The organism is Parabacteroides goldsteinii DSM 19448 = WAL 12034 (genome assembly GCF_000969835.1).
GTDB classification, from domain to species: Bacteria; Bacteroidota; Bacteroidia; order Bacteroidales; family Tannerellaceae; genus Parabacteroides; species Parabacteroides goldsteinii.
The window spans coordinates 1-20,920 of record NZ_KQ033913.1 but is presented as its reverse complement, the minus strand read 5'-3'; the positions used below and the strand labels follow the sequence as shown (position 1 = coordinate 20,920).

The window sequence follows — 20,920 nt, the reverse complement described above, 5'->3', positions numbered from 1 at the left end:
ATTTATCAAAAAAGTACAACTCACAAAACAAATTCGCGCATTGCCTCCGGTTGCCAGCCACGGTAAACAGCGGCTAGCAGGCGTAAGCGGGTGTTACCGGTGCTACTGAGTATCTTCTCGTCAGTAGCGTAACGGCGCAATTGTTTTTCGGCTTCCTGCAATAAGGCTTCCACATCGGTTGTCGTATCATCCCGTTTCAGGAATTTCAACTCTACCAAATAGGAATATTGCATATCCGGATAGTTTGCCAGGTTGGGCATCAGGTAAAGATCGGAGAAACCACGGCCTGCCTCAAACTCAGGCCAGATAATAAAGTAATCCGTCAACCCCATATAAGCAACCATCAGTGTTTTAATGGTCGACTCCTGATAGATCACATCACGAAGAACCGCTTTCTTATCAACCTGACGGGCAAAAAAGTCCAAAGCAGCTTCCCACTCCCCGAAATAAGCCATACGCCGCATCCGGTCGGACAAGTCCATAAAAGGAAAAACGACCGACTCGCGTTCTTTCATCGCTTCCACCAGATAACTGTAAATCTGTTCGCGGACGGCCAGGTTGGGTACTTTCATGATCGTTTCGCCATATTCCATCCGGTCATAAGTCAACAAACCGAAATAATATAACAGTGAGGTAAAGTTACCCGGATCGGCCAGGTTCTCTGCTGGAAAACTGTCTTTTATCACGTTTCCGTTCACTTCGCCGGTATCGATCAACTTTGTAATGACCGAACAACCTTCTTCCTGCATCCTGTCGATACGGATAAAATGGCGCAATTTGCTGTAATCCGTCCGGATATTACGGTCGACCATTTCGGAAGGCGGACGTTTCCTCTGCAAATAATTATTCAGGAAATAGAGCACCATATCCGAATTATACATCGTCTTCCCGATACATTCTTTGGCAAAACAGTAATTATCGTACCAGGGTTTCATCATCCGGACAATATCATCGATAGAATCGACCAGCATACCTTCCGATTGGTAATAAGATAACATCTCATGCAGTTCCGATTCGCTGAAACCGACCATCGAATTAAACCGTTCATCTGTCGTTATATTCGTCCCGATATTGAAACCACTCGTCACGTCATCCAACGTAACAGGCGACACACCGGTAATGAACATTCGTTTCACAGGGGCTTCCGCTCCGGTGGTAACACCTTTTACCACATAAAAAAATGAGCGATAGAAACCTGAATCGTGCGTCAAAGAATGATACACATCATTTCCTTTAGAGGATAATATCGTATTGGTAAAATTATCGTATTCGTCGATCAGCAAGTAGATAGACAACCCTTGTTCTTTGGCACACAGGCAAATATATTCCAAACGTCCGGCAGCCTCCGGAATCAATTTTAGCTGTTCCTGGAAATCAGGTTTAAAATAAGAAGCATATACGCTGGCAAAATACGCTGTTTCCAGACTGATATGCCGGTTGAAGGCAGCTTCCAGTTTATCGTCCGTAGCCCTTACCATGCTGAAATTAAAACGTAAAACCAGGTATTTACCCTGTTCAGCAGTCGGATGATTGCCGATGTATTGATTGCCGAACAGTTCCTCAAAACGGTCGGCATATTTCACATCGTAATAGCAGTTAAGCATATTCAGGAACAACGATTTCCCGAAACGGCGCGGACGGATCAGAAACAGGAAAGCTGCTGTCTTTTCCAGATCTTCAATATATTTCGTCTTATCCACATAGTAAAAATCTTCTGTTACAATACGAAAATAATCCGTTAATCCGTAAGGTATTTTCTTTGCCATATATACTCTCTATTTAATCGTTTCGTCAGCCCCTTTCGGTAGCAATATTTACAAACTCCCCAAATTCTTTATATCCTCAATATTGAACGGAGTTGCCTGGTAAACGTAATAGTTCAGCCAGTTTGTGAACAACAGGTTCGCATGGCCGCGCCAACGGACTACAGGGCCCTGGGCCGGGTCGTTGTTGCGGTAATAGTTGTGGGGAACGGAAATAGGAAGGCCTTTATTCAGGTCGCGGATATATTCATCGCTCAACGTATAAGGCGAATATTCGGAATGGCCCGTAATATAAAACTCACGTCCGCCGCGCGACATCGCCATATAAACGCCCGACTCCTCGCTCTCCGAAAGAAGCGTCAACTCCGGCACCTTCCGGATATCTTCGCGACGTATTTCGGTATGACGGCTGTGAGGCACATAAAACTCATCATCGAACCCTCGGAATATCGGCAGATAAGGCTCACGCAACGTATGCCGGAACACACCGAACATCTTTGCCGGCAAATCATATTTAGGCACACCATAGAAATGATACAATCCCGCCTGCGCCGCCCAACAGATATATAATGTAGAGGTTACATGCGTACGCGCCCAGTCAAAGATCATCGTCACTTCATCCCAGTAGCTCACTTCCTCAAAAGGCATCTGCTCCACAGGTGCACCGGTAATGATCATACCATCATAATAATCGTTCTCTATATCGTCGAAGTCCTTATAAAACTCCTGCATATGTTCGATCGGAGTATTCTTTGGGGTATGGCCCTTTATCTTCATAAAGTCCAGCTCCACCTGCAAAGGGGTATTACTCAACAGACGGATCAAGTCTGTCTCTGTCGTGATCTTCAACGGCATCAGGTTCAGCACTACGACACGTAGCGGACGAATATCCTGGGATGATGCACGCAAGGAATCCATCACAAAGATGTGTTCCTTCTTCAGAAGCTCGATAGCGGGTAAATTCTTTTGTAAATTTAATGGCATTGCAATTCCTCTCTATTTATTTTTCAGAAGTACAAACTTAAACAAAATATACGATTCGGTAGCGTATCCCAGACAAGATTTTTTTATTACGACTTTACTCTTTCTGAAGGGGAAAAATAAATTCGAAGAACAAACAACAGACTTTTTATATAATAGTTCTTAATGAACTAATCTTTTATTAACCGCCACAAATATAGGAAGAAATATTGATATACAAAGAGTATAACAATTTATTTCATTATAAATAAAATCACTCAAAAGCATACCGAATTAACTATTTTTCAGATTCTAAGTATTGATTTATAAGACTTTGGATATTCATAATTTACCATAGTTCATTAAGAACTATGATAAAATACATTCATTATGGCAACAAACGATCCTAAAAAACACAGCATTACCGGCAATCTAGTAGCAAATATGCTGACAGAGCGTGAAGATGATTATACTTTCAATGTCACCTACACAGCCAATCGAACAATCAAAGACCTTTGCAAATTGGCCGCCAAAGGTAAAAGTAAATTCACAGCCTCCGAACTAGAAAATGCCTACAACGATCTTGAGGAACAGGCAAAGATAGAATTATTCAATGCCGCTACTGTCGAGTTTGGTCTTGCCAACAATTCATTAGGCGTTGACGGTTCATTTATCGGACCGGGAGCTAAGTTCGATCCTAACCGCAACAGCGTCACACTGCGCTGTTCCCCACGTGCCATATTAAAAGAAGAGCTGGAAAGTATCAGTGTCATAGTCGGCCAGGTATCGGAAGGATTGCCAACCATTACCAAAGTAACCGATGTAGTCACAGGCGAAGTAAATGGCCGGATCACCCCGGGCGGCAGTCTCAATGGCGAAGGAAAGCGCGTACGTATTGTCGGTGAAGAAGGCAAACCCATCGGTTTCTTCTTTATCAAGACAAGCGACGAGACCGAAACGGCCGTTCCTATGACAGCCCTTTCGCGCAACGATCCTTCCTACTTCTCATTTATCATTCCCCAACTAGCCGATGGGACCTATTATCTGGAAGTAGCTACCCAGGCGGGAACCAACAGCAAGACACTGGTAAAAGAAGTGCGGCGCAACCGTTTTCTCTATGTCCTCACTGTCGGCAACGGCGGAAGCGATCGCCCCGAAATAGAATAATACGCTCTACCCTCTTTGACGGTCATCGTCAACGATCGTTGACGGCGACCGTCAACGATCGTTGACGGCGACCGTCAAAGAGAACCGACGACAACCGTCAACACGGGTTGATGCCCTCCGTCAAAAAAACATCCGAATACACCGCAAAAAGCAAACAATTTTCTCATCCTATAAATATGAATAAATCAGACTTAGCCAACCATGTGGCGAAACGCCTGCACATCAGCCATAGCGATAGTCTACGCTATCTAAACACACTGATAGAAGAAGTGGAAGCGATTCTGGCTGGGAACGAATATCTCACGATACAGAATTTCGGAACATTTTCACCCTGGCATCAGGCGGCACGTCCGGGCCGGAACCCGAAAAACGGAACGAACCATGCGATACCGGCACGTACCAGCGTGAAATTCAAACCCGGAAAAAGAATGCTTGAAAAGCTGAACCCGACCCTCCGTGCCATCATCTGCCTGCTATACCTGTCGGTCATGGCGGGATGTTCCGTCGAAGAGCAACCGGCAACCGGAGAATGGATTCCGGTAGAGGTCAACATAGGCGGCATCGAGCAGATAGAGGTCAGCCCGATGGGGACGAAAGCCTGGGATACCGAGCTACCTCCCATCGTTAAAACAAAGTTTAATACAGGCGATGAGATCAAGCTGACTTATACACTGGACGGCACCCCTGTAACCGAACCCTTTGTATTAAACGCCGAGGGAAAGTGGGAAAAAAAAGACGGCACTACATTCTTTCTCCCTGCAACCGCAGACAACAGCGCCCCGGTGAAGATAAAAGCGGAATACGGTACCCCGATACCGGACAATCCCGGTTATAGCACTGAGGAATACCTGATTGCCGATGCAGTTACGACTTACGATTCACACTATTATAATTGCAATTTCGGCCAGTTCAAACGTCCGGCAGATTATACCTGTTTATATATAAAAATCCTGATCCTTAATCCTCCCATTCAGGCGGGCGACAGAACTTTATATTTCACAAATGCTAAATTCTACACTACCCCAGACTGGACGGGAGGAGGAGAAACGACACCCGTGTTTCCGATTACCGATGAAACCATCAATGTATTTTACAAAGGTTCCTTTACAGCCTACGGTGTCTATCTGACCCCGATGGAGTCAGGTACACACGACGATATAGATATCCCGTTGTTCAACGCATATGACGAGAGTACTTATATAGAATTCAATTCCGGTATCATCACCCCGGTTCAATTAATAATTCCATTCACGCCTGAATCATGAAGTTTTACTACCTGTCTATCATCATCCTGCTGACAGTAAGTTGTTCGAACGAACTGGCAGAGAAACCGCATGCCGGAGGAACTCCCATCGGTATCGGAGAGATCAGCACACGCGCCGACGGAACGCCCACGTGGGTGTGGCTGCAAAACGATCAGTTGACCGCAACCGTCAACGGCCTGACAGCCGTCTACACCCGTACTGGCTCCGGAGGATGGACATGCGGCAATACAGGTTTCACCAAGGAAGCGCTCGGCACAGTGGCCGCCAACGACATCGCCCTCACGTTCGGCACACAGGCGCTCATCACCGACCAGACATCCCCGGAGAGCTACCGTCTGGCCGACTATATGACAGGTAACGGATCGCTCGATTTCCTGACGATCGACGGTACCCTCTCCCATCGATACACCGACCTGGTGATCGAAATAACCGAAGGCAACGGCTGGACCGAAGGACAGTTTGCATCGACAATGGCAGACGCTTCCGAGTTAACGGTAAACGTGTCGAACCCGGCCGGCCGGGTATCCGCCTGTCATAATGCGGCTACTTTCCGTGCCATCATTCCCCCCGCCAATCTGCCGAAAGGCACGGGCGTGTCACTGGCAACCCTCACCCTGGGCTCAGGCAGCGGAACGCCTGCCTCCCTGAAAGGGCAAACGGCTACCATTACTTACAACAATACAAACAACGAAGCAGACCTGGAAGGCAAACGCCTTACGCTCACTGCCTCACTGGATATCTCACTCGATGTTACGATAACCGTGACCGGTATCACAATCGCAGACTTTTACTATCAGCCTGTCGGTTCAACTTTCACCCCCGATTAATATCCATACAATAATACAGATCAGCAATGAAATCATATCGCATACTCAGTAAATACATAGCAGGGATATTGGCACTGACAGGTGCCTTGTCCGGTTGCACACACGAAGAAACAGAGGACGGATCCAAAGTACCCCTCAGTATCTCCGCATCCTTTCAGGCCTATACCGGCGAGGTCAGTTCCCGTGGTGCAGGTAATCCGACGGTCACGATAGCGTTGAATACCACTCCGGAGGAATATAGCACCTACGGTAAAACGTATCAGGTAACCTCCACCTCCCCTATCACCTTCACACCAGAGACTCAGGGAGAAGCCTTGACGATAGCAGGCAGCGCCGCCTCCACACCGCTTACCATATACGGATGGCTGGACGAAAACACACCGGTCTGCTACACCAACGACAACATATCCGTCAGCAACGGAAACATAACAAACGTCCAGCTCTCACCCGCCTATGCCTGCATCGGCGTACGCATACTGAAAGACGACCAGAAGAGGGAAACAGCCGGAAAATATACGATCGGGAGCGCTTTGCTGAGGATAGGGACATGCTCGACAAACAAGAACTGGAATACAGAACAAGCGAAACCGCAGTTAATCGGTGTTTCGGGATCGTCAACGATCCTAAACACCGATATATCACCCTCCAGGGGTGACTTGGCAACCGATCTCCCCTCCGAATATTTTATGCGGATAGTTCCACAGAAAGTGTCGGCGAATTTCCAAAACCTGTTTACCGTTACCCTTCCGGACGGAACAACACTGAGCATTCCTTCCGGTAGCAGAGGCTTTCCAGTCCCCTTCGAGCCGGGCAACTGCTATCTGTTCGACGTGAACATTAGCCGTGATGCCGAATTACAGATCGAAGGGATCGAAACAATAACCATGAATAGCAGGGTAGATGTAGCGGCTATTGATGTCCAAAAAGCCAGGTTGGGTATTTATACGTTGGAAGATTTGAAAGCATTCAGGGATGCGGTGAATAATCGTGGTGATCTCGCCAGATGGACTAGTAGAGAGGCTGGTGAAGATGTTATCAACTTATATATGGATATCGATCTGAAGAATGAAGAATGGATACCGATCGAAAGCTTTGATGGCACTTTCAATGGCAATGGGCATACGATATCTAATCTGAATTTAGACATGAAAGGACCTTATAATTACTTAGGATTCTTCTGCGCAGCTAATTCAAACAGTGAAATAAAAGGACTCACGATAGACGGAGTTACTATGACTGAAAATCGTTCAGTGCCAGTTATTGGAGCTATTGTCGGACTATCAGAAGGCTCCATTACCGATTGCCATGTAAAAGGTCGTATTCAACTTACCGCCGAGGGATATGCCGGAGGAATAGTGGGAGAGTATGCTGGGAATTATATGGCGGACAGGAAAATTCTTGCTGCATGTACAGCACAAGCGGAAGAGGGTTCTTCCATAGTAGGAGGTCGCTATGCCGGTTGTATAGTCGGTAGGGTAATCGTAAATTCATATGTTATAGGTTGTATTGCGCATGATATCACTTTGTCCAAAAAGGAGGAAGACGCGCTGGCAGCGATTGCAGGGCAAAATAACGGTTTGATTTATTGTTGTCTGATGTACAATTGCCAGGTCAATGATAATCCTGGTGATAGTTATGTCGGAGCAGTTACCAACAGAATGGAAAAATGCTATTACTATAATGTCTTTGGGATAACGGGGAGAGATAACTATATGCTATCATCGCTCGAAGAACTCAGCGAGGAAAATCTTATTGGTGAACTAAATCGTGAAATAGAAACTCAAGGTCTTTTTGCCTGTCACTACAAAGCCTCACCCACCCCGTCTGAAACAGGTCCGACTATACACATGAAATATTATTATGAGTAGGTCCTGATCATATTAAAGCCGATTTGCAAACGATTGATGTAACATAATATTGAAAGAGAACATGCATACATTGAAATATCCCCTATTTACAAACTGGAGAAAACTCCTGACAGTATTCGCACTGTCAGGAATTGGGTTGTTGTTTGTCGCTTGCGGCAAAGATGATCCGGAACCGGGGCCTGTGCCGCCGGATCCTGTACCTCCCACACCGCCAACACCCGTTGTGCCGGATGCTCCGCGTGCGGTGGCTCTCCGCCTGCTGGCCCTTCCAGCCGGAGATAATCCCGAACCGTGGTCGGTAGCCGATACACTGCATCTGGTGCTGGCGGAGCCCAATGGCCGCACGGCTTTGGGCGATACCGCTTTATATCGTTATGCTTTCGGGGAGGGTGCGGATCATCCGGGACGCTTCCTACCCGTATCCGTAGCCGACAGTGCATTCCTGCCGTCCGATAGCAGTGAGGTAGACCTGATGGCCTACCGTCCGGCTTCGGCCGCCCTGCAATCCGACAGGCTCCGGCTACCGGTAGACAGCCGCGAACTGACAGCCCTGGGACGCCCCCTGATGACGGCGGCACGTACCGCTGGAATCCATGCCGGACAGCCCGAAGCAAGCATTATGCTGGTACACCGGCTCACACGGTTGTATGTAAGTCTGAATAAAGCGAGCAAAGCTAATCTCCAAAGAAGCAGTGTCTCCGCTACGAAAGCAGACGAAACGACCATCACATTCCATGGTAACCCGGCACAGGGTATCTGGAGCCTGCCCGACGAGGCATTCGTGGAATATGGCGAGCCTGTCTCCCAGCCTTTTATCGTACAATCCGACGGAACGGGCGGATACCTGTATGCACTGCCGGGATGGCCCGGACAGCCGGATGGGCAAAAGCCGGAACTGTCGCTAAGCATACAGACACTGGGACGCGATCCGCTGGAAGTCCCCCTGAACAAATACCTACCGGAAGGAGTATTGCAAGCAGGTATTTCCATCGATATACAGATAGAGATACCGGAGGAGCCTGTACCCGACCCGGATCCCACACCTGATCCGGATCCGGATCCGACACCTGACCCAGAGCCAACACCGGATCCCGATCCGGATCCAGACCCGGCTCCCGACTCGGATATCCTCCGTATTAAGGTCACCCTGAGCGATTGGGAGAATATCATTTACGATATTACCATTTTACCGGACGGGAGTAATTGAAGATAAAACATGAACAAATAGACAATTAAAAAACAGATAATATGAAAACAATGAAATTCACTTATGCAGCCCTGACCTTTAGTTGCAGCCTGGCAATGCTAACCGCCTGTGTAGGGAATGAAACTGAGGTCAATCCAAATGAGAATGCTCCGGTAGCTATCTCCGCTTCCATAAGCGGAGAGGTAGTGACTAAAGCGGACCAAAACTACCAACCGGCAGAGGGAGACAAGAAAATCTATCTGTATTATAAAGATGGTAGTAATACAACGGCATACGAAAAAGGAGTTTATGTCTATAACGCCGGCTGGGCAAAAGAATACGCAGGAACCGGCATCTTTTGGGATGATCTCGAAGCTGTTAGCGGGAAATATCCTTTCTTCGCCGTCTCCCCCAAAGATCTGGCCAACGCAACAACAGGCTCTGTCGAACAAGACCAAAGCAGCAACGATAACTTCGCCAACTCCGACCTGCTGATGGCATTCACAGAGGTCACCACGAAAAAGGCGAATGTTCCTCTTGTTTTCAAACACATGCTGGCCAAGCTGACAGTAAAGGTGAAGGTTGGTGCCATAAGCAATCTTACGTCTTCTGAAGTTGTTATTCAGAATGCCCAAAAGAAGTATACAGTCAATTATACCTCTACGGCACCTACCGCAACCGTTCCGGCTACAGTAGCAGTCAAGTCTGAAGCCAGTGTGGTAGAGCTCACGCCGCATGCCGAAGCAGACGAAACCTATGAGACAAGCAGTAGTTCAAAAACGATAAAGGTCTATTCCGTCATCCTCCCGGCACAACAGATCAGCAGCAGTGGTGCAAAAGTAAAAACGACCACTACGGTCGGAAGTGAAAACAATACATATACCTATGCCCCTTCATCCCCTGTCGCTCTGAAAAACGGCACACACACCATCCTGACGCTGACAGTACAGGGTACAAGTGTCGAACTGGACAACATACAGGTAACCGACTGGGAAACGGCCACGGCAGACGGCGATATCACAATCGATACCCCGCAATCCTGATTAGCATACAACTATAACACTTTTTATTCACTAATTAAATATCAAAATTATGAACACAAAATGTATCGTAAGCGGCACAGCCGCTTTAGCGCTTAGCGCACTGTTATTCACCGCATGTAATAACGAGAATGACCCGACGCCTGCCATCGGCAGCGAGTATGTAACGATTGCCCCCACCGTAACAGGCGAAGTGATCACAAAGGCAGGCAGTGTCTACGGAGAGACAGGTGACAAGCTGTATCTGTATTACAACACTGCCGGAAGTTCAACTACCGGCCAGTATGCCGATTTCCGCTACGACGGTGCCATCTGGGATCTGGGTACGGATAAGATGAAATGGACTACTTTGCATACTGCCGCTGCCGGTAGTACTCTCCCTTTTTATGCTACCGCTCCTGTTGCTGCCCCCACCACAACCAAAGTGGAAGCAGACCAAAGCACAGCCGACAATTATAAAAAATCGGACCTGCTGGTTGCCTACAAGTCGATAACAAAAGCCGAAGATGCCACCAAATACACCGCGCTGTCTCTCGACTTAAAGCATGCGTTAGCCAAGCTGACCATCGAAGTGAATGCAAAAGCGATAGAGGATGCCGTTATCAATTTGGTTACGATCAAAGATGCCGTAGCTGATTATACGGTTACATACAATAGTACTGAAACAACCCCGGCAACGACAGCTGTTAGCGGGACCTCTAAAACGAATATCAAACCGCTGGAAAACGGTAGTATCTTCAGTGCTGTCCTGCCGGCACAGATTATCCAGAAAACAAATGGTATCACAATCGCTATTGCCGTCGGAGATAATATATTCACCTATCAGCCGACAGAAGCCATCAATTTACTGCAAGGCAAAAACACCACGCTCAAGCTTCGTTTGAATGGTGAAGGAGTAATCCTGGGTGATGTCACTGTTTCCGACTGGGGTGAAGGTGATACTGAAAGTGATAATATCACAGCTGATTAAGATTGAAAGGAAGGTGACTTTTTAACTTATATTTTTCGCCCCGCCCAACCTTCATATAGGTGATCGCGGGGCGAATTCTTTTTAAGATAGCTTCTATTGTACCTGATAACCTCCCCCCAATGCTTTGTATAAATAAACTACCGACAGCAGTTCATCCAACACCGCATTATTCAGGCTGATCTGGGCATCCAAATAACCACGCTGGGCATCCAACACATCAATATAATTGGTTACTCCGTTTATATATTGCAGTTCTGCCAGTTGCACGTACTTTCTTGAAGCAGCTTCCAGTTTTTCCTGCGAGCGACGGATGTCTTTTGCCATATGGATAGTTACGATTGCATCGTTCACTTCTTTGAAAGCGCCGATCACACTTTTCTGATAGCTGTACACTTCCTGTTCGTAACGAGCTTTTGCAGCCTTCAGTTTTGCTTTGTTCTTACCCATAGCAAAAAGTGGTTGCAGCAGATCGCCGGCCAAAAACCAGGCCGGACTTTTCAGCAGGTCGCCCAGTTCTTCACTTTCCGCTCCTAAGTTACCGGTTAGACTGATCTTAGGGAACAGGTCGGTATAGGCAACTCCTACTTTAGCATTCGCTTCACGTAACTTCAACTCCGCCTGGCGCATATCGGGACGACGTTCAAGTAACGCCGAAGGCAGTCCTACAGGTAGGGCGTCCGGCAAATGCTGTTCACTAAGAGACAAGCCACGGGGGATATATCCCGGATACTCGCCCAACAGGAGAGACAGGTCGCTTTCCTTTATCCGTATCTGACGTTCCAATGACGGGACGAGAGTTTCCGTACGTGCCAATTCTACCAGAGCCTGGTTATAAGAAGTCTCGGAGGTCAAACCGCCGTCATAACGAAGTTTGGCCAGGCGAACACCTTCCCTACGGGCATCGAGGGTTTGCTGAACAATATTTAGACGACGGTCGAGGGCACACAGTTCGTAATAAGCAGCGGCAACTTCGGCGACCAGTGTCAATTGTAAACTACGCTGTGCCTCTACTGATTGCATATAGGCAGCAATACCCGCTTCATTTGCCCAACGAAGATTACCCCATAAATCCAACTCCCACGATAGGGTGAGTTTAGCACCGTATTCAGGATCAGGTTTAGGGTTATCACCACCATAATTCAGCCGTTCTTTCTGACCGTAGATACGTGCACCGATCTCCGGGAACTGGTCGGCAAAAGTGATACGTTTGGCTGCAATCATTTCTTTGATCTTGGCGGCTGCTATCTTCATATCTTTATTATTCTCCAGGGCAGTCGTAATAAGCCGTTGCAAAGTGGTATCGGCATACAGGCTTTCCCAGGGAATATTATCCACGGAAAGACTGTCGGCACCGGCCTCCAATTCAGTCGGAAGGTTCAACTCCGGACGGGCATATTTCTCTCCTAGTTTACAAGATGAAAAAGAGAAGGTAACAGCCGACGCAGCAACCATAAAAAAGAGCATCTTCTTTTTAGGTATTATCCGCGCAACACGATCCATCCGCAGCGTTCGTTTAATCTTATAAATCAGAACAAAGAAGAACGGCACCAATACAATACCTACCGTAATGGCAACCAACATACCAAAGAACACCCCTGTACCGATGCTATGGCGTGAAGCTGATCCCGGTCCACTAGCCAACACCATCGGAAGCATACCTAATACGAATGCCAGGGAAGTCATCAGGATCGGACGGAAACGCATCCGCGCCGCATGGATAGCAGCCTGAACAACATCTACTCCGGCATCGACCTGTACTTTGGCAAATTCAACGATCAGGATCGCATTCTTCGCCGCCAGCCCGATCAGCGTGACAAGCCCAATCTGGAAATAGACATCGTTATGTAACCCGGTAGCCCAAATTCCCAGATAAGCACCCAAAGCGGCAACCGGCAAAGATAAGATAACAGCGATCGGAACGATCCAGCTTTCATACTGTGCGGCCAGGAACAGGAACACAAAGAGAAATACGAGTGCAAGGACCATGCCCGTCTGGCCGCCAGCCTTCTTTTCCTGATAGGACAGACCACTCCATTCCAAACCTATGTTATCGGGTAAATGTTCGCGGGCAATCCGTTGCATGGCAGCCATCGCTTCACCGGAACTATAGCCGGGGGCAGCCACTGCACTGATGGCAGCTGTCGAGAACATATTGAACTTCTTGATCGTACCCGGTCCGGTCGTATAGCTCGTCGTACCCAAAGCGGTTAGCGGAACCATCGAACCGTTTTGTGCACGGACAAAGAACAGTCCAATATTATCACGGGTGGCGCGATAAGGAGCTTCTGCCTGGATATATACCTTATATATACGGTTGAACATATTGAAGTCATTCACGTAGACGGAGCCCAAATAGGCTTTCATCGTCGAGAAGATATCCGTCAGAGGGATACCCAGGAACTTTGCCCGGTCACGGTCTACGTCAAAGTATAGTTGCGGAATCTCCGGTTGCAGGGCGGAAGATACGCCGGTCAGTTCGGGAGCTTTCGACGCATATAGCATAAATGTATCGGTGGCGCTTACCAAATTTTCCCAACTGGCTTCACCGCGGGCTTCCAACTGCATTTCCAAACCTCCGCTTTCTCCCAGACCGGGTATTACCGGCGGACGATTCAGATAAGCGAGTATCTCCGGATAGTATTCAAATTCTTTACGGGCCACAGCCATCACATCTTCAACCCCCATACCGGAAGACTTACGTTCTTCCCAGGGTTTCAGAATAACGGTAAGCGTGGAGCGGCTTTGCGAAGTTCCCACACGGGTACTGCTTCCCGTCACGTTCTGGACATAGGCGACAGCCGGTTGTTTTTCCAGAAATTCTATCGCCCTGTCAGTTACTTTACGGGTACGCTCCAATGTCGCACCTTCGGGCATAACTAATTCCACCGTAAAAAATCCCTGGTCTTCCTCCGGGATAAAACTGGTAGGAATAATCCGGTTCAGCACAAAGATAAAAACAAGTACCATACCGAATCCGGCCAGAATTCTTTTGGGATTAGTAATCGCACGGGTCAGCAAATGGATATATTTATTATTCCCTTTATGCAGCCATATATTGATCTTCCGGAAGACGAAGTTTTTCTTCCCTACAGTCGGACGTAATATCAAAGCACACATCGCCGGGCTTAATGTCAAAGCAACGACAGTCGACAACAATACGGAAACCACGATCGTAATAGAGAACTGGCGATACAGTTGTCCCGTAATCCCGCTCAGGAAACTCACCGGAACGAACACTGCTGCCAACACCATCGATGTAGCAATCAAAGCTCCCGATAATTCACGCATCGCTTTATGGGTGGCTTCGCGGGCTGTAAGCCGTTCTTCATGCATGATACGTTCCACATTCTCCACTACGACAATCGCATCGTCGACCACAATACCGATCGCCAGGATCAGTCCGAGCAAGGTCAGCATATTCAGGGAGAATCCCATGATAAGCATAAATCCGAATGTCCCGATCAATGATATGGGAACAGCGATAGTCGGGATTAAAGCGGCACGCCAATTCTGTAATGACAGGAATACAACCAGTATAACCAGGAACAAAGCCTCAAACAAGGTTTTATAAACTTCATGGATAGACTGTGATATATATTCGGTCATATCAAAAGGGAACTTATATTCCAGCCCTTCCGGAAAGTTCTGGCTGATCTCTTTCATCGCTTCTTTTACATTCGTTGCCACTTCCAGAGCATTGGCACCCGGTAGCATATAAATACCCAGGATAGCCGCATTCTTTCCGTTTATTCCACTTTCCGTAGAATAAGAAGAGGCTTCCAAAGATATTCTCGCGACATCGCGCAAACGGACAATCGATCCGTCAGGATTGGCACGGACAACGATATCTTCAAATTCTTTTACCGTAGACAGACGTCCGCGGGCAGTGATCGGCAAAGTGATATCCACGTCGATAACCGGCTGTTTACCTAATTCTCCGGCAGCGGATTCACTGTTCTGTTCTTTTAGGGCAGCCTGGATATCTTTTACCGTCAGTCCCATATTAGCCAAACGGTCCGGATATACCCATATCTGCATACCATAGTAACGGCTACCGATATTGGAGACACGTCCCACACCCGGAATACGGCGAAGTACGTCGAGCACATTGATCGTTGCGAAGTTACTCAGATAGATTTCATCAAAACGCGGGTCATCCGAACTCAGGCTTAACGTCATCAACTGGCTGGCCGATTGCTTTTCCACGGTGATACCATTCTGAACAACATCGGAAGGCAGGCGCGATTCAGCCAGCTTCACACGGTTTTGTATTTCCACAGCAGCAAGGTCAGCATCAGCAGAAACATCGAATGTGACTGTTATAGTCAAACCTCCGGAGTTCGTACTGCTGCTCTGCATATAGATCATACCCGGAGTACCATTCAGTTCCTGTTCGATCGGTGTTGCAACAGCCTGCGACACCGTCAAGGCACTGGCTCCCGGATAAGAAGCACTGATCTTCACAACCGGAGGTGTGATCTGAGGATACTGGTCCACCGGTAACATCATCAATCCTATAACCCCGACAATAACGATCAATAAAGATAGTACGGTCGAGAATACGGGACGGTCTATAAAGAATCCCGGCTTCATTCTCCTGCCTCCTCTCTATATGCTTCGATGGCTTTGTCATCCCCCGCCTGAACCGGACGCACCAGCATACCAGGAACTAATTTATGATAGCCTTCGATAACTACTGCTTCATTTTCTCCCAGACCACGTTCAATAACGATGTTATTTCCGATTTCAGGTCCTGTTTGCACGAAACGCTTTTCCGCTACATTATCACGCCGGATAATATAGATGAAGACACCGCCTTGTTCTATGGAAATAGCCTTTCGGGGAACAACGATTGACCGTTCACGTACATCTAATAATAGTTTCACGCGGGTGAACTGTCCGGGAAGTAATTTCTGATTCGGATTAGCCAATTCTGCACGTACACCGAAAGTTCCTGTTTGGGGATCTACAATCGGATCGGCAAAGTCGACTACGCCTTTGACCGGATATTCGGAATTATCGGCCAGCGTCACGGTTACAGTCGGCTGCCAGGAACGGGTCGTATCCTGCTCACCGAACTTAATGTTACGGCGTTCGGCACGCAGATAATCCAATGCAGTCATTTTGAAGTCGACCAATACTGTGTCACTTTTTACCACGGCCGCTAATTTGGAGTTAACACCGGGACCAACCAGGGCGCCGACATCGACAAAACGCTCACTGATATATCCGGCAATCGGTGAAGTGACTGTTGTATAACCCAGCTCCAGTTGTGCCTGATCAAGGTCAGCTCTGCTCATTGCGATATTTGCCTCCGAATCATCCAGGGAAGCTAATGCGTTATCAAGATCCAACTGGCTGGCCGCATGCTGTTCGTACAACGGCTGTAAACGCTCTACATCTCTTTTGGCTTTTGCCGCCTGAGCTTCGTTCTTCTTTAACTGTGCTTTCGCTTTCTCTACGCGTGCCTTATAAAGTGCTGAATTTATTATAAACAAAGGTTCATTTTGTTTCACCTGTTTACCTTCTACAAACAGCATCCTTTCCAGATAACCTTCTACGCGTGCATGTATCTCTACATAACTTGCGGCACGAATACGGCCTACATATTCACCAAAAATTTGCACATCTTCTTTCTGAGGCTTGTCAACTATGACAAGAGGACGCAACGGCTCTTCTTTTTTTCGACATCCTGTTGCCAACATTAAAAGGGCGACTAATACGATACCTCCTTTTACTAATCTTTCTCCTACCATTACTAATATCTATAAATGACATTTAAATTTTCTATTGTTCTATCTCTATATTGTAAGAATGAAATAATCGTACCATTGTTCAATACAATCTGTTAAAAAACGCTATATCCCTAAATACTAACCATATAAATAAACAACCAAATAGAACAACTTCTTTATTAAAAACGGGGTTCGTAGAATTATTCCACAGACAAATGCTACATAATCCACAAAACAAATATAAACCAAATACAAATAATGTATTTATGGATAGTCAGAGTCATCAGCTATAAACACAAAAAGGAACCAACCTTTCGATTGATTCCTTTCATTTGTTTGGAGTTCTTGACTCTAAAACGGCGGCTATCTACTCTCCCACTTTTACGCAGTACCATCGACGTGGTTGGGCTTAACTTCTCTGTTCGGAATGGGAAGAGGTGGATCCCCAACGCTATAACCACCTTAATACCTTTTAAGATGTTTGACCTGGACAACGCTACTCTATCAGTAACTTTCGCTTTGTTAGTATCTCTACTAACCCTGCTGATATATCAATCCTTCCTCTCGGAAATAGAAAGTCTCGGGCTATTAGTACTACTCGGCTTCGACATTACTGCCCTTACACCTGTAGCCTATCAACGTCGTAGTCTACAACGACCCTCAGGGAGATCTTATCTTGAGGCTGGCTTCGTACTTAGATGCTTTCAGCACTTATCCAATCCAGACTTAGATACCCGGCGGTGCACCTGGCGGTACAACCGGTAAACCAGAGGTCTGTCCAACACGGTCCTCTCGTACTAGTGTCAGAGCCACTCAAATCTCCTACGCCCACGATAGATAGAGACCGAACTGTCTCACGACGTTCTGAACCCAGCTCGCGTGCCACTTTAATGGGCGAACAGCCCAACCCTTGGGACCTTCTCCAGCCCCAGGATGTGACGAGCCGACATCGAGGTGCCAAACCGCTCCGTCGATATGAGCTCTTGGGAGCGATCAGCCTGTTATCCCCGGAGTACCTTTTATCCTTTGAGCGATGGCCCTTCCATGCGGAACCACCGGATCACTATGCTCTAGTTTCCTACCTGATCGAGTTGTCTCTCTCCCAGTCAAGCACCCTTATGCCATTACACTCTACGACCGGTTACCAATCGGTCTGAGGGTACCTTTAGAAGCCTCCGTTACTCTTTTGGAGGCGACCACCCCAGTCAAACTACCCACCATACAGTGTCCTCGTTTCCACGAGTTAGAACTCAAACAACCAAAGGGCCGTATTTCAACGGCGACTCCACCGACACTGGCGTGCCTGCTTCGCAGTCTCCGGCCTATCCTACACATTAGTTGCCCAAATTCAATGTAAAGCTATAGTAAAGGTTCACGGGGTCTTTTCGTCCCATCGCGGGTAATCGGCATCTTCACCGATACTACAATTTCACCGAGCTCACGGTTGAGACAGTGTCCAGATCATTACACCATTCGTGCAGGTCGGAACTTACCCGACAAGGAATTTCGCTACCTTAGGACCGTTATAGTTACGGCCGCCGTTTACTGGGGCTTCAATTCAAACCTTCTCTTGCGATGAGCTCTCCTCTTAACCTTCCAGCACCGGGCAGGTGTCAGGCTGTATACTTCATATTTCTATTTCGCACAGCCATGTGTTTTTGTTAAACAGTTGCCTGGACCTATTCTCTGCGCCCCGCCATCGCTGACAGGGACCCTTTATCCCGAAGTTACAGGGTCAATTTGCCTAGTTCCTTAACCGTGAATCACTCGAGCGCCTCAGTATTCTCAACCCAACTACGTGTGTCCGTTTACGGTACGGGTACTCTATAGATATGCTTAGCGGATTTTCTAGGGAGCCTGTTTACATCCATATTGCCTTGTACAAGTACTCGGCATACTCTCAGGTTCGACTCTCACGGCGGATTTGCCTACCGCGATCAACGTCTACACCCTTTAACCAACTATTCCGTCAGTTGGCAGGACTGTCACTTCTCCGTCTCCACATCGCTCTATAAAGTAGTATGGGAATATTAAACCATTCTTCCATCGGAATCGCCGTTCGGCTTATCCTTAGGTCCCGACTTACCCTGATCCGATTAACGTTGATCAGGAAACCTTAGTCTTTCGGCGAGGAAGTTTCTCACTTCCTTTATCGTTACTTATACCTACATTTGCTTTTCCAGCTACTCCAGCAAGGGTTATCCCTCACCTTCAACGCCACTGGAATGCTCCCCTACCATCCATTACTCTGGATCCATAGCTTCGGTAAACAGTTTATGCCCGAGTATTATCCACGCCAAACTCCTCGACTAGTGAGCTGTTACGCACTCTTTAAATGAATGGCTGCTTCCAAGCCAACATCCTAGCTGTCTCTGCAGTCTGACTTCGTTAGTTCAACTTAACTGTTATTTGGGGACCTTAGCTGATGGTCTGGATTCTTCTCCTCTCGGACGCGGACCTTAGCACCCGCGCCCTCACTCCTTATCAATATATAACACGCATTCGGAGTTTATCTGGACTTGATAGGCGGTGAAGCCCTCGCATCCAATCAGTCGCTCTACCTCATGCTATACTAAATAAAGGCTGCACCTAAATGCATTTCGGGGAGTACGAGCTATCTCCAAGTTTGATTAGCCTTTCACCCCTACCCACAGTTCATCCGAAAGCTTTTCAACGCTTACCGGTTCGGTCCTCCAGTTAGTGTTACCTAACCTTCAACCTGACCATGGGTAGATCACTTGGTTTCGCGTCTACTCCCTCCGACTATACCGCCCTGTTCAGACTCGCTTTCGCTTCGGCTCCGTATCTGAAATACTTAACCTTGCCGGAGAAAGTAACTCGTAGGTTCATTATGCAAAAGGCACGCCGTCACAACTTACGTTGCTCCGACCGCTTGTAGGCAGACGGGTTCAGGGTCTATTTCACTCCTCTGTTCGAGGTTCTTTTCACCTTTCCCTCACGGTACTGGTTCGCTATCGGTCTCTCGGGAGTATTTAGCCTTACGGGATGGGCCCCGCTAATTCACACAGAATTTCTCGTGCTCCGCGCTACTCAGGATACCACTAGGCTTCGTTAGAAAGTCGTGTACGGGATTTTCACCCTCTATGATCACTTTTTCCAAAGTGTTCCACTTTCCTAAGTTCTTGCCACAGCGTGGTCCTACAACCCCGGTATTGCCTAAACAATACCGGTTTGGGCTCTTCCGCGTTCGCTCGCCACTACTTGCGGAATCATTTTTATTTTCTCCTCCTATGGGTACTTAGATGTTTCAGTTCCCCACGTTCGCCTCCCTTACGGGATGACAGGCCTTCAACCTGCCGGGTTGCCCCATTCGGAAATCTGAGGATCAAGGATTATTTGCATCTCCCCCCAGCTTATCGCAGCTTATCACGTCCTTCGTCGCCTCCGAGAGCCAAGGCATCCACCGTCTGCCCTTGCTTACTTTCTTATTTCCGGTCACATCGCTGTGAACCTGGATTGATATATCTTCAGCTTGCTCTTGTTACTTTATTTTACGTTGTCCATCATGTCAAAGATCTTGTCGTTACTTTATGTTTCTGATGTCTCGGTAACTTTTTGTGGAGAATAACGGATTCGAACCGTTGACCCTCTGCGTGCAAGGCAGATGCTCTAGCCAGCTGAGCTAATCCCCCAAAATTCTCTCTCAGAGATTCTGTAGTCCCAGGCAGAGTTGAACTGCCGACCTCTACATTATCAGTGTAGCGCTCTAACCAACTGAGCTATAGGACTGTCAACTTTGCCTTGGTTTCCCTCAGCATCATTTTTCTCTCTTGCCGACACTTTATTGCCGGTAGATCTATATTTTATACATATTCAACCGTAGTACAAGTTAACTAATACCTCTGAGTCAACTTGATAACGAACTCTGCGCTCCAGAAAGGAGGTGTTCCAGCCGCACCTTCCGGTACGGCTACCTTGTTACGACTTAGCCCCAGTCATCGGTTTTACCCTAGGCCGATCCTTGCGGTTACGGACTTTAGGTACCCCCAACTCCCATGGCTTGACGGGCGGTGTGTACAAGGCCCGGGAACGTATTCACCGCGCCATGGCTGATGCGCGATTACTAGCGAATCCAGCTTCACGAAGTCGGGTTGCAGACTTCGATCCGAACTGAGATG

The 20,920-nt window shown here is 47.6% G+C and carries 11 protein-coding genes, 2 tRNA genes and 3 rRNA genes; 7 read left to right on the top strand and 9 right to left on the bottom strand.

Features of this window, described 5'->3' with window-relative positions; genetic code table 11:
• Positions 1 to 20: 20 nt before the first annotated feature.
• On the bottom strand, positions 21 to 1,766 hold the full coding sequence (locus HMPREF1535_RS13190) for an ATP-binding protein (protein ID WP_046146553.1): 1,746 nt from the start codon (positions 1,764 to 1,766) through the stop codon (positions 21 to 23).
• A 48-nt stretch (positions 1,767 to 1,814) separates the two neighbouring features.
• Positions 1,815 to 2,747 carry a homoserine O-acetyltransferase MetA gene (metA, locus tag HMPREF1535_RS13185; RefSeq protein WP_007657582.1) on the bottom strand — a complete coding sequence of 311 codons (933 nt, stop codon included), beginning with the start codon at positions 2,745 to 2,747 and terminating at the stop codon, positions 1,815 to 1,817.
• 366 nt (positions 2,748 to 3,113) lie between these two features.
• Between metA and HMPREF1535_RS13180 the strand changes: the two genes are divergently transcribed.
• The 7 genes from HMPREF1535_RS13180 to HMPREF1535_RS13150 all read left to right on the top strand — a co-directional run bounded on the left by HMPREF1535_RS13180 (position 3,114) and on the right by HMPREF1535_RS13150 (position 11,046).
• Complete coding sequence (locus HMPREF1535_RS13180) at positions 3,114 to 3,890, top strand: DUF4469 domain-containing protein (protein WP_046146552.1); 777 nt, start codon at positions 3,114 to 3,116, stop codon at positions 3,888 to 3,890.
• Between the two features lie 176 nt (positions 3,891 to 4,066).
• Positions 4,067 to 5,155: an HU family DNA-binding protein gene (locus tag HMPREF1535_RS13175; RefSeq protein WP_010800195.1), complete on the top strand. Its 1,089-nt coding sequence runs from the start codon at positions 4,067 to 4,069 to the stop codon at positions 5,153 to 5,155.
• A complete protein-coding gene (locus HMPREF1535_RS13170; RefSeq protein ID WP_046146551.1) occupies positions 5,152 to 5,982 on the top strand; it encodes a hypothetical protein in 831 nt (276 codons plus the stop codon). The genes HMPREF1535_RS13175 and HMPREF1535_RS13170 overlap by 4 nt, the downstream gene beginning before the upstream one ends.
• Positions 5,983 to 6,008: 26 nt before the next feature.
• A complete protein-coding gene (locus HMPREF1535_RS13165) occupies positions 6,009 to 7,850 on the top strand; it encodes a hypothetical protein (protein WP_046146550.1) in 1,842 nt (613 codons plus the stop codon).
• Positions 7,851 to 7,911: 61 nt separating this feature from the next.
• A complete protein-coding gene (locus tag HMPREF1535_RS13160) occupies positions 7,912 to 9,057 on the top strand; it encodes a fimbrillin family protein (protein ID WP_046146549.1) in 1,146 nt (381 codons plus the stop codon).
• A 41-nt stretch (positions 9,058 to 9,098) separates the two neighbouring features.
• Positions 9,099 to 10,079 (top strand): fimbrillin family protein, encoded by a 981-nt coding sequence (locus tag HMPREF1535_RS13155; RefSeq protein ID WP_046146548.1) that lies wholly within the window; start codon positions 9,099 to 9,101, stop codon positions 10,077 to 10,079.
• Positions 10,080 to 10,128: 49 nt separating this feature from the next.
• Positions 10,129 to 11,046: a fimbrillin family protein gene (locus tag HMPREF1535_RS13150; protein ID WP_046146547.1), complete on the top strand. Its 918-nt coding sequence runs from the start codon at positions 10,129 to 10,131 to the stop codon at positions 11,044 to 11,046.
• 93 nt (positions 11,047 to 11,139) lie between these two features.
• Here HMPREF1535_RS13150 and HMPREF1535_RS13145 read toward each other — a convergent pair whose 3' ends face one another.
• The 7 genes from HMPREF1535_RS13145 to HMPREF1535_RS13115 all read right to left on the bottom strand — a co-directional run.
• The gene (locus HMPREF1535_RS13145; RefSeq protein ID WP_082207535.1) at positions 11,140 to 15,639 is read right to left on the bottom strand and encodes a multidrug efflux RND transporter permease subunit; all 4,500 of its coding nucleotides are present in this window, start codon (positions 15,637 to 15,639) and stop codon (positions 11,140 to 11,142) included.
• Positions 15,636 to 16,802, bottom strand: a complete 1,167-nt coding sequence (locus HMPREF1535_RS13140) for an efflux RND transporter periplasmic adaptor subunit (RefSeq protein WP_046146546.1) — start codon at positions 16,800 to 16,802, stop codon at positions 15,636 to 15,638. Before HMPREF1535_RS13140 ends, HMPREF1535_RS13145 begins: the two co-directional genes overlap by 4 nt.
• A 333-nt stretch (positions 16,803 to 17,135) precedes the next feature.
• Positions 17,136 to 17,246, bottom strand: a 5S ribosomal RNA gene (rrf, locus tag HMPREF1535_RS13135).
• A 104-nt stretch (positions 17,247 to 17,350) separates the two neighbouring features.
• Positions 17,351 to 20,229, bottom strand: a 23S ribosomal RNA gene (locus HMPREF1535_RS13130).
• Between the two features lie 131 nt (positions 20,230 to 20,360).
• A tRNA-Ala gene (locus HMPREF1535_RS13125) sits at positions 20,361 to 20,434 on the bottom strand.
• 23 nt (positions 20,435 to 20,457) lie between these two features.
• Positions 20,458 to 20,531, bottom strand: a tRNA-Ile gene (locus tag HMPREF1535_RS13120).
• A 147-nt stretch (positions 20,532 to 20,678) separates the two neighbouring features.
• Positions 20,679 to 20,920, bottom strand: a 16S ribosomal RNA gene (locus tag HMPREF1535_RS13115); the annotation flags it as partial.

Bases quoted from the DNA above. Each gene is read 5' to 3' on its own strand.
- HMPREF1535_RS13190 (WP_046146553.1), bottom strand. From the start codon at position 1,766: ATGGCAAAGAAAATACCTTACGGATTAACGGATTATTTTCGTATTGTA.
- metA (WP_007657582.1), bottom strand. From the start codon at position 2,747: ATGCCATTAAATTTACAAAAGAATTTACCCGCTATCGAGCTTCTGAAG.
- HMPREF1535_RS13180 (WP_046146552.1), top strand. From the start codon at position 3,114: ATGGCAACAAACGATCCTAAAAAACACAGCATTACCGGCAATCTAGTA.
- HMPREF1535_RS13175 (WP_010800195.1), top strand. From the start codon at position 4,067: ATGAATAAATCAGACTTAGCCAACCATGTGGCGAAACGCCTGCACATC.
- HMPREF1535_RS13170 (WP_046146551.1), top strand. From the start codon at position 5,152: ATGAAGTTTTACTACCTGTCTATCATCATCCTGCTGACAGTAAGTTGT.
- HMPREF1535_RS13165 (WP_046146550.1), top strand. From the start codon at position 6,009: ATGAAATCATATCGCATACTCAGTAAATACATAGCAGGGATATTGGCA.
- HMPREF1535_RS13160 (WP_046146549.1), top strand. From the start codon at position 7,912: ATGCATACATTGAAATATCCCCTATTTACAAACTGGAGAAAACTCCTG.
- HMPREF1535_RS13155 (WP_046146548.1), top strand. From the start codon at position 9,099: ATGAAAACAATGAAATTCACTTATGCAGCCCTGACCTTTAGTTGCAGC.
- HMPREF1535_RS13150 (WP_046146547.1), top strand. From the start codon at position 10,129: ATGAACACAAAATGTATCGTAAGCGGCACAGCCGCTTTAGCGCTTAGC.
- HMPREF1535_RS13145 (WP_082207535.1), bottom strand. From the start codon at position 15,639: ATGAAGCCGGGATTCTTTATAGACCGTCCCGTATTCTCGACCGTACTA.
- HMPREF1535_RS13140 (WP_046146546.1), bottom strand. From the start codon at position 16,802: ATGGTAGGAGAAAGATTAGTAAAAGGAGGTATCGTATTAGTCGCCCTT.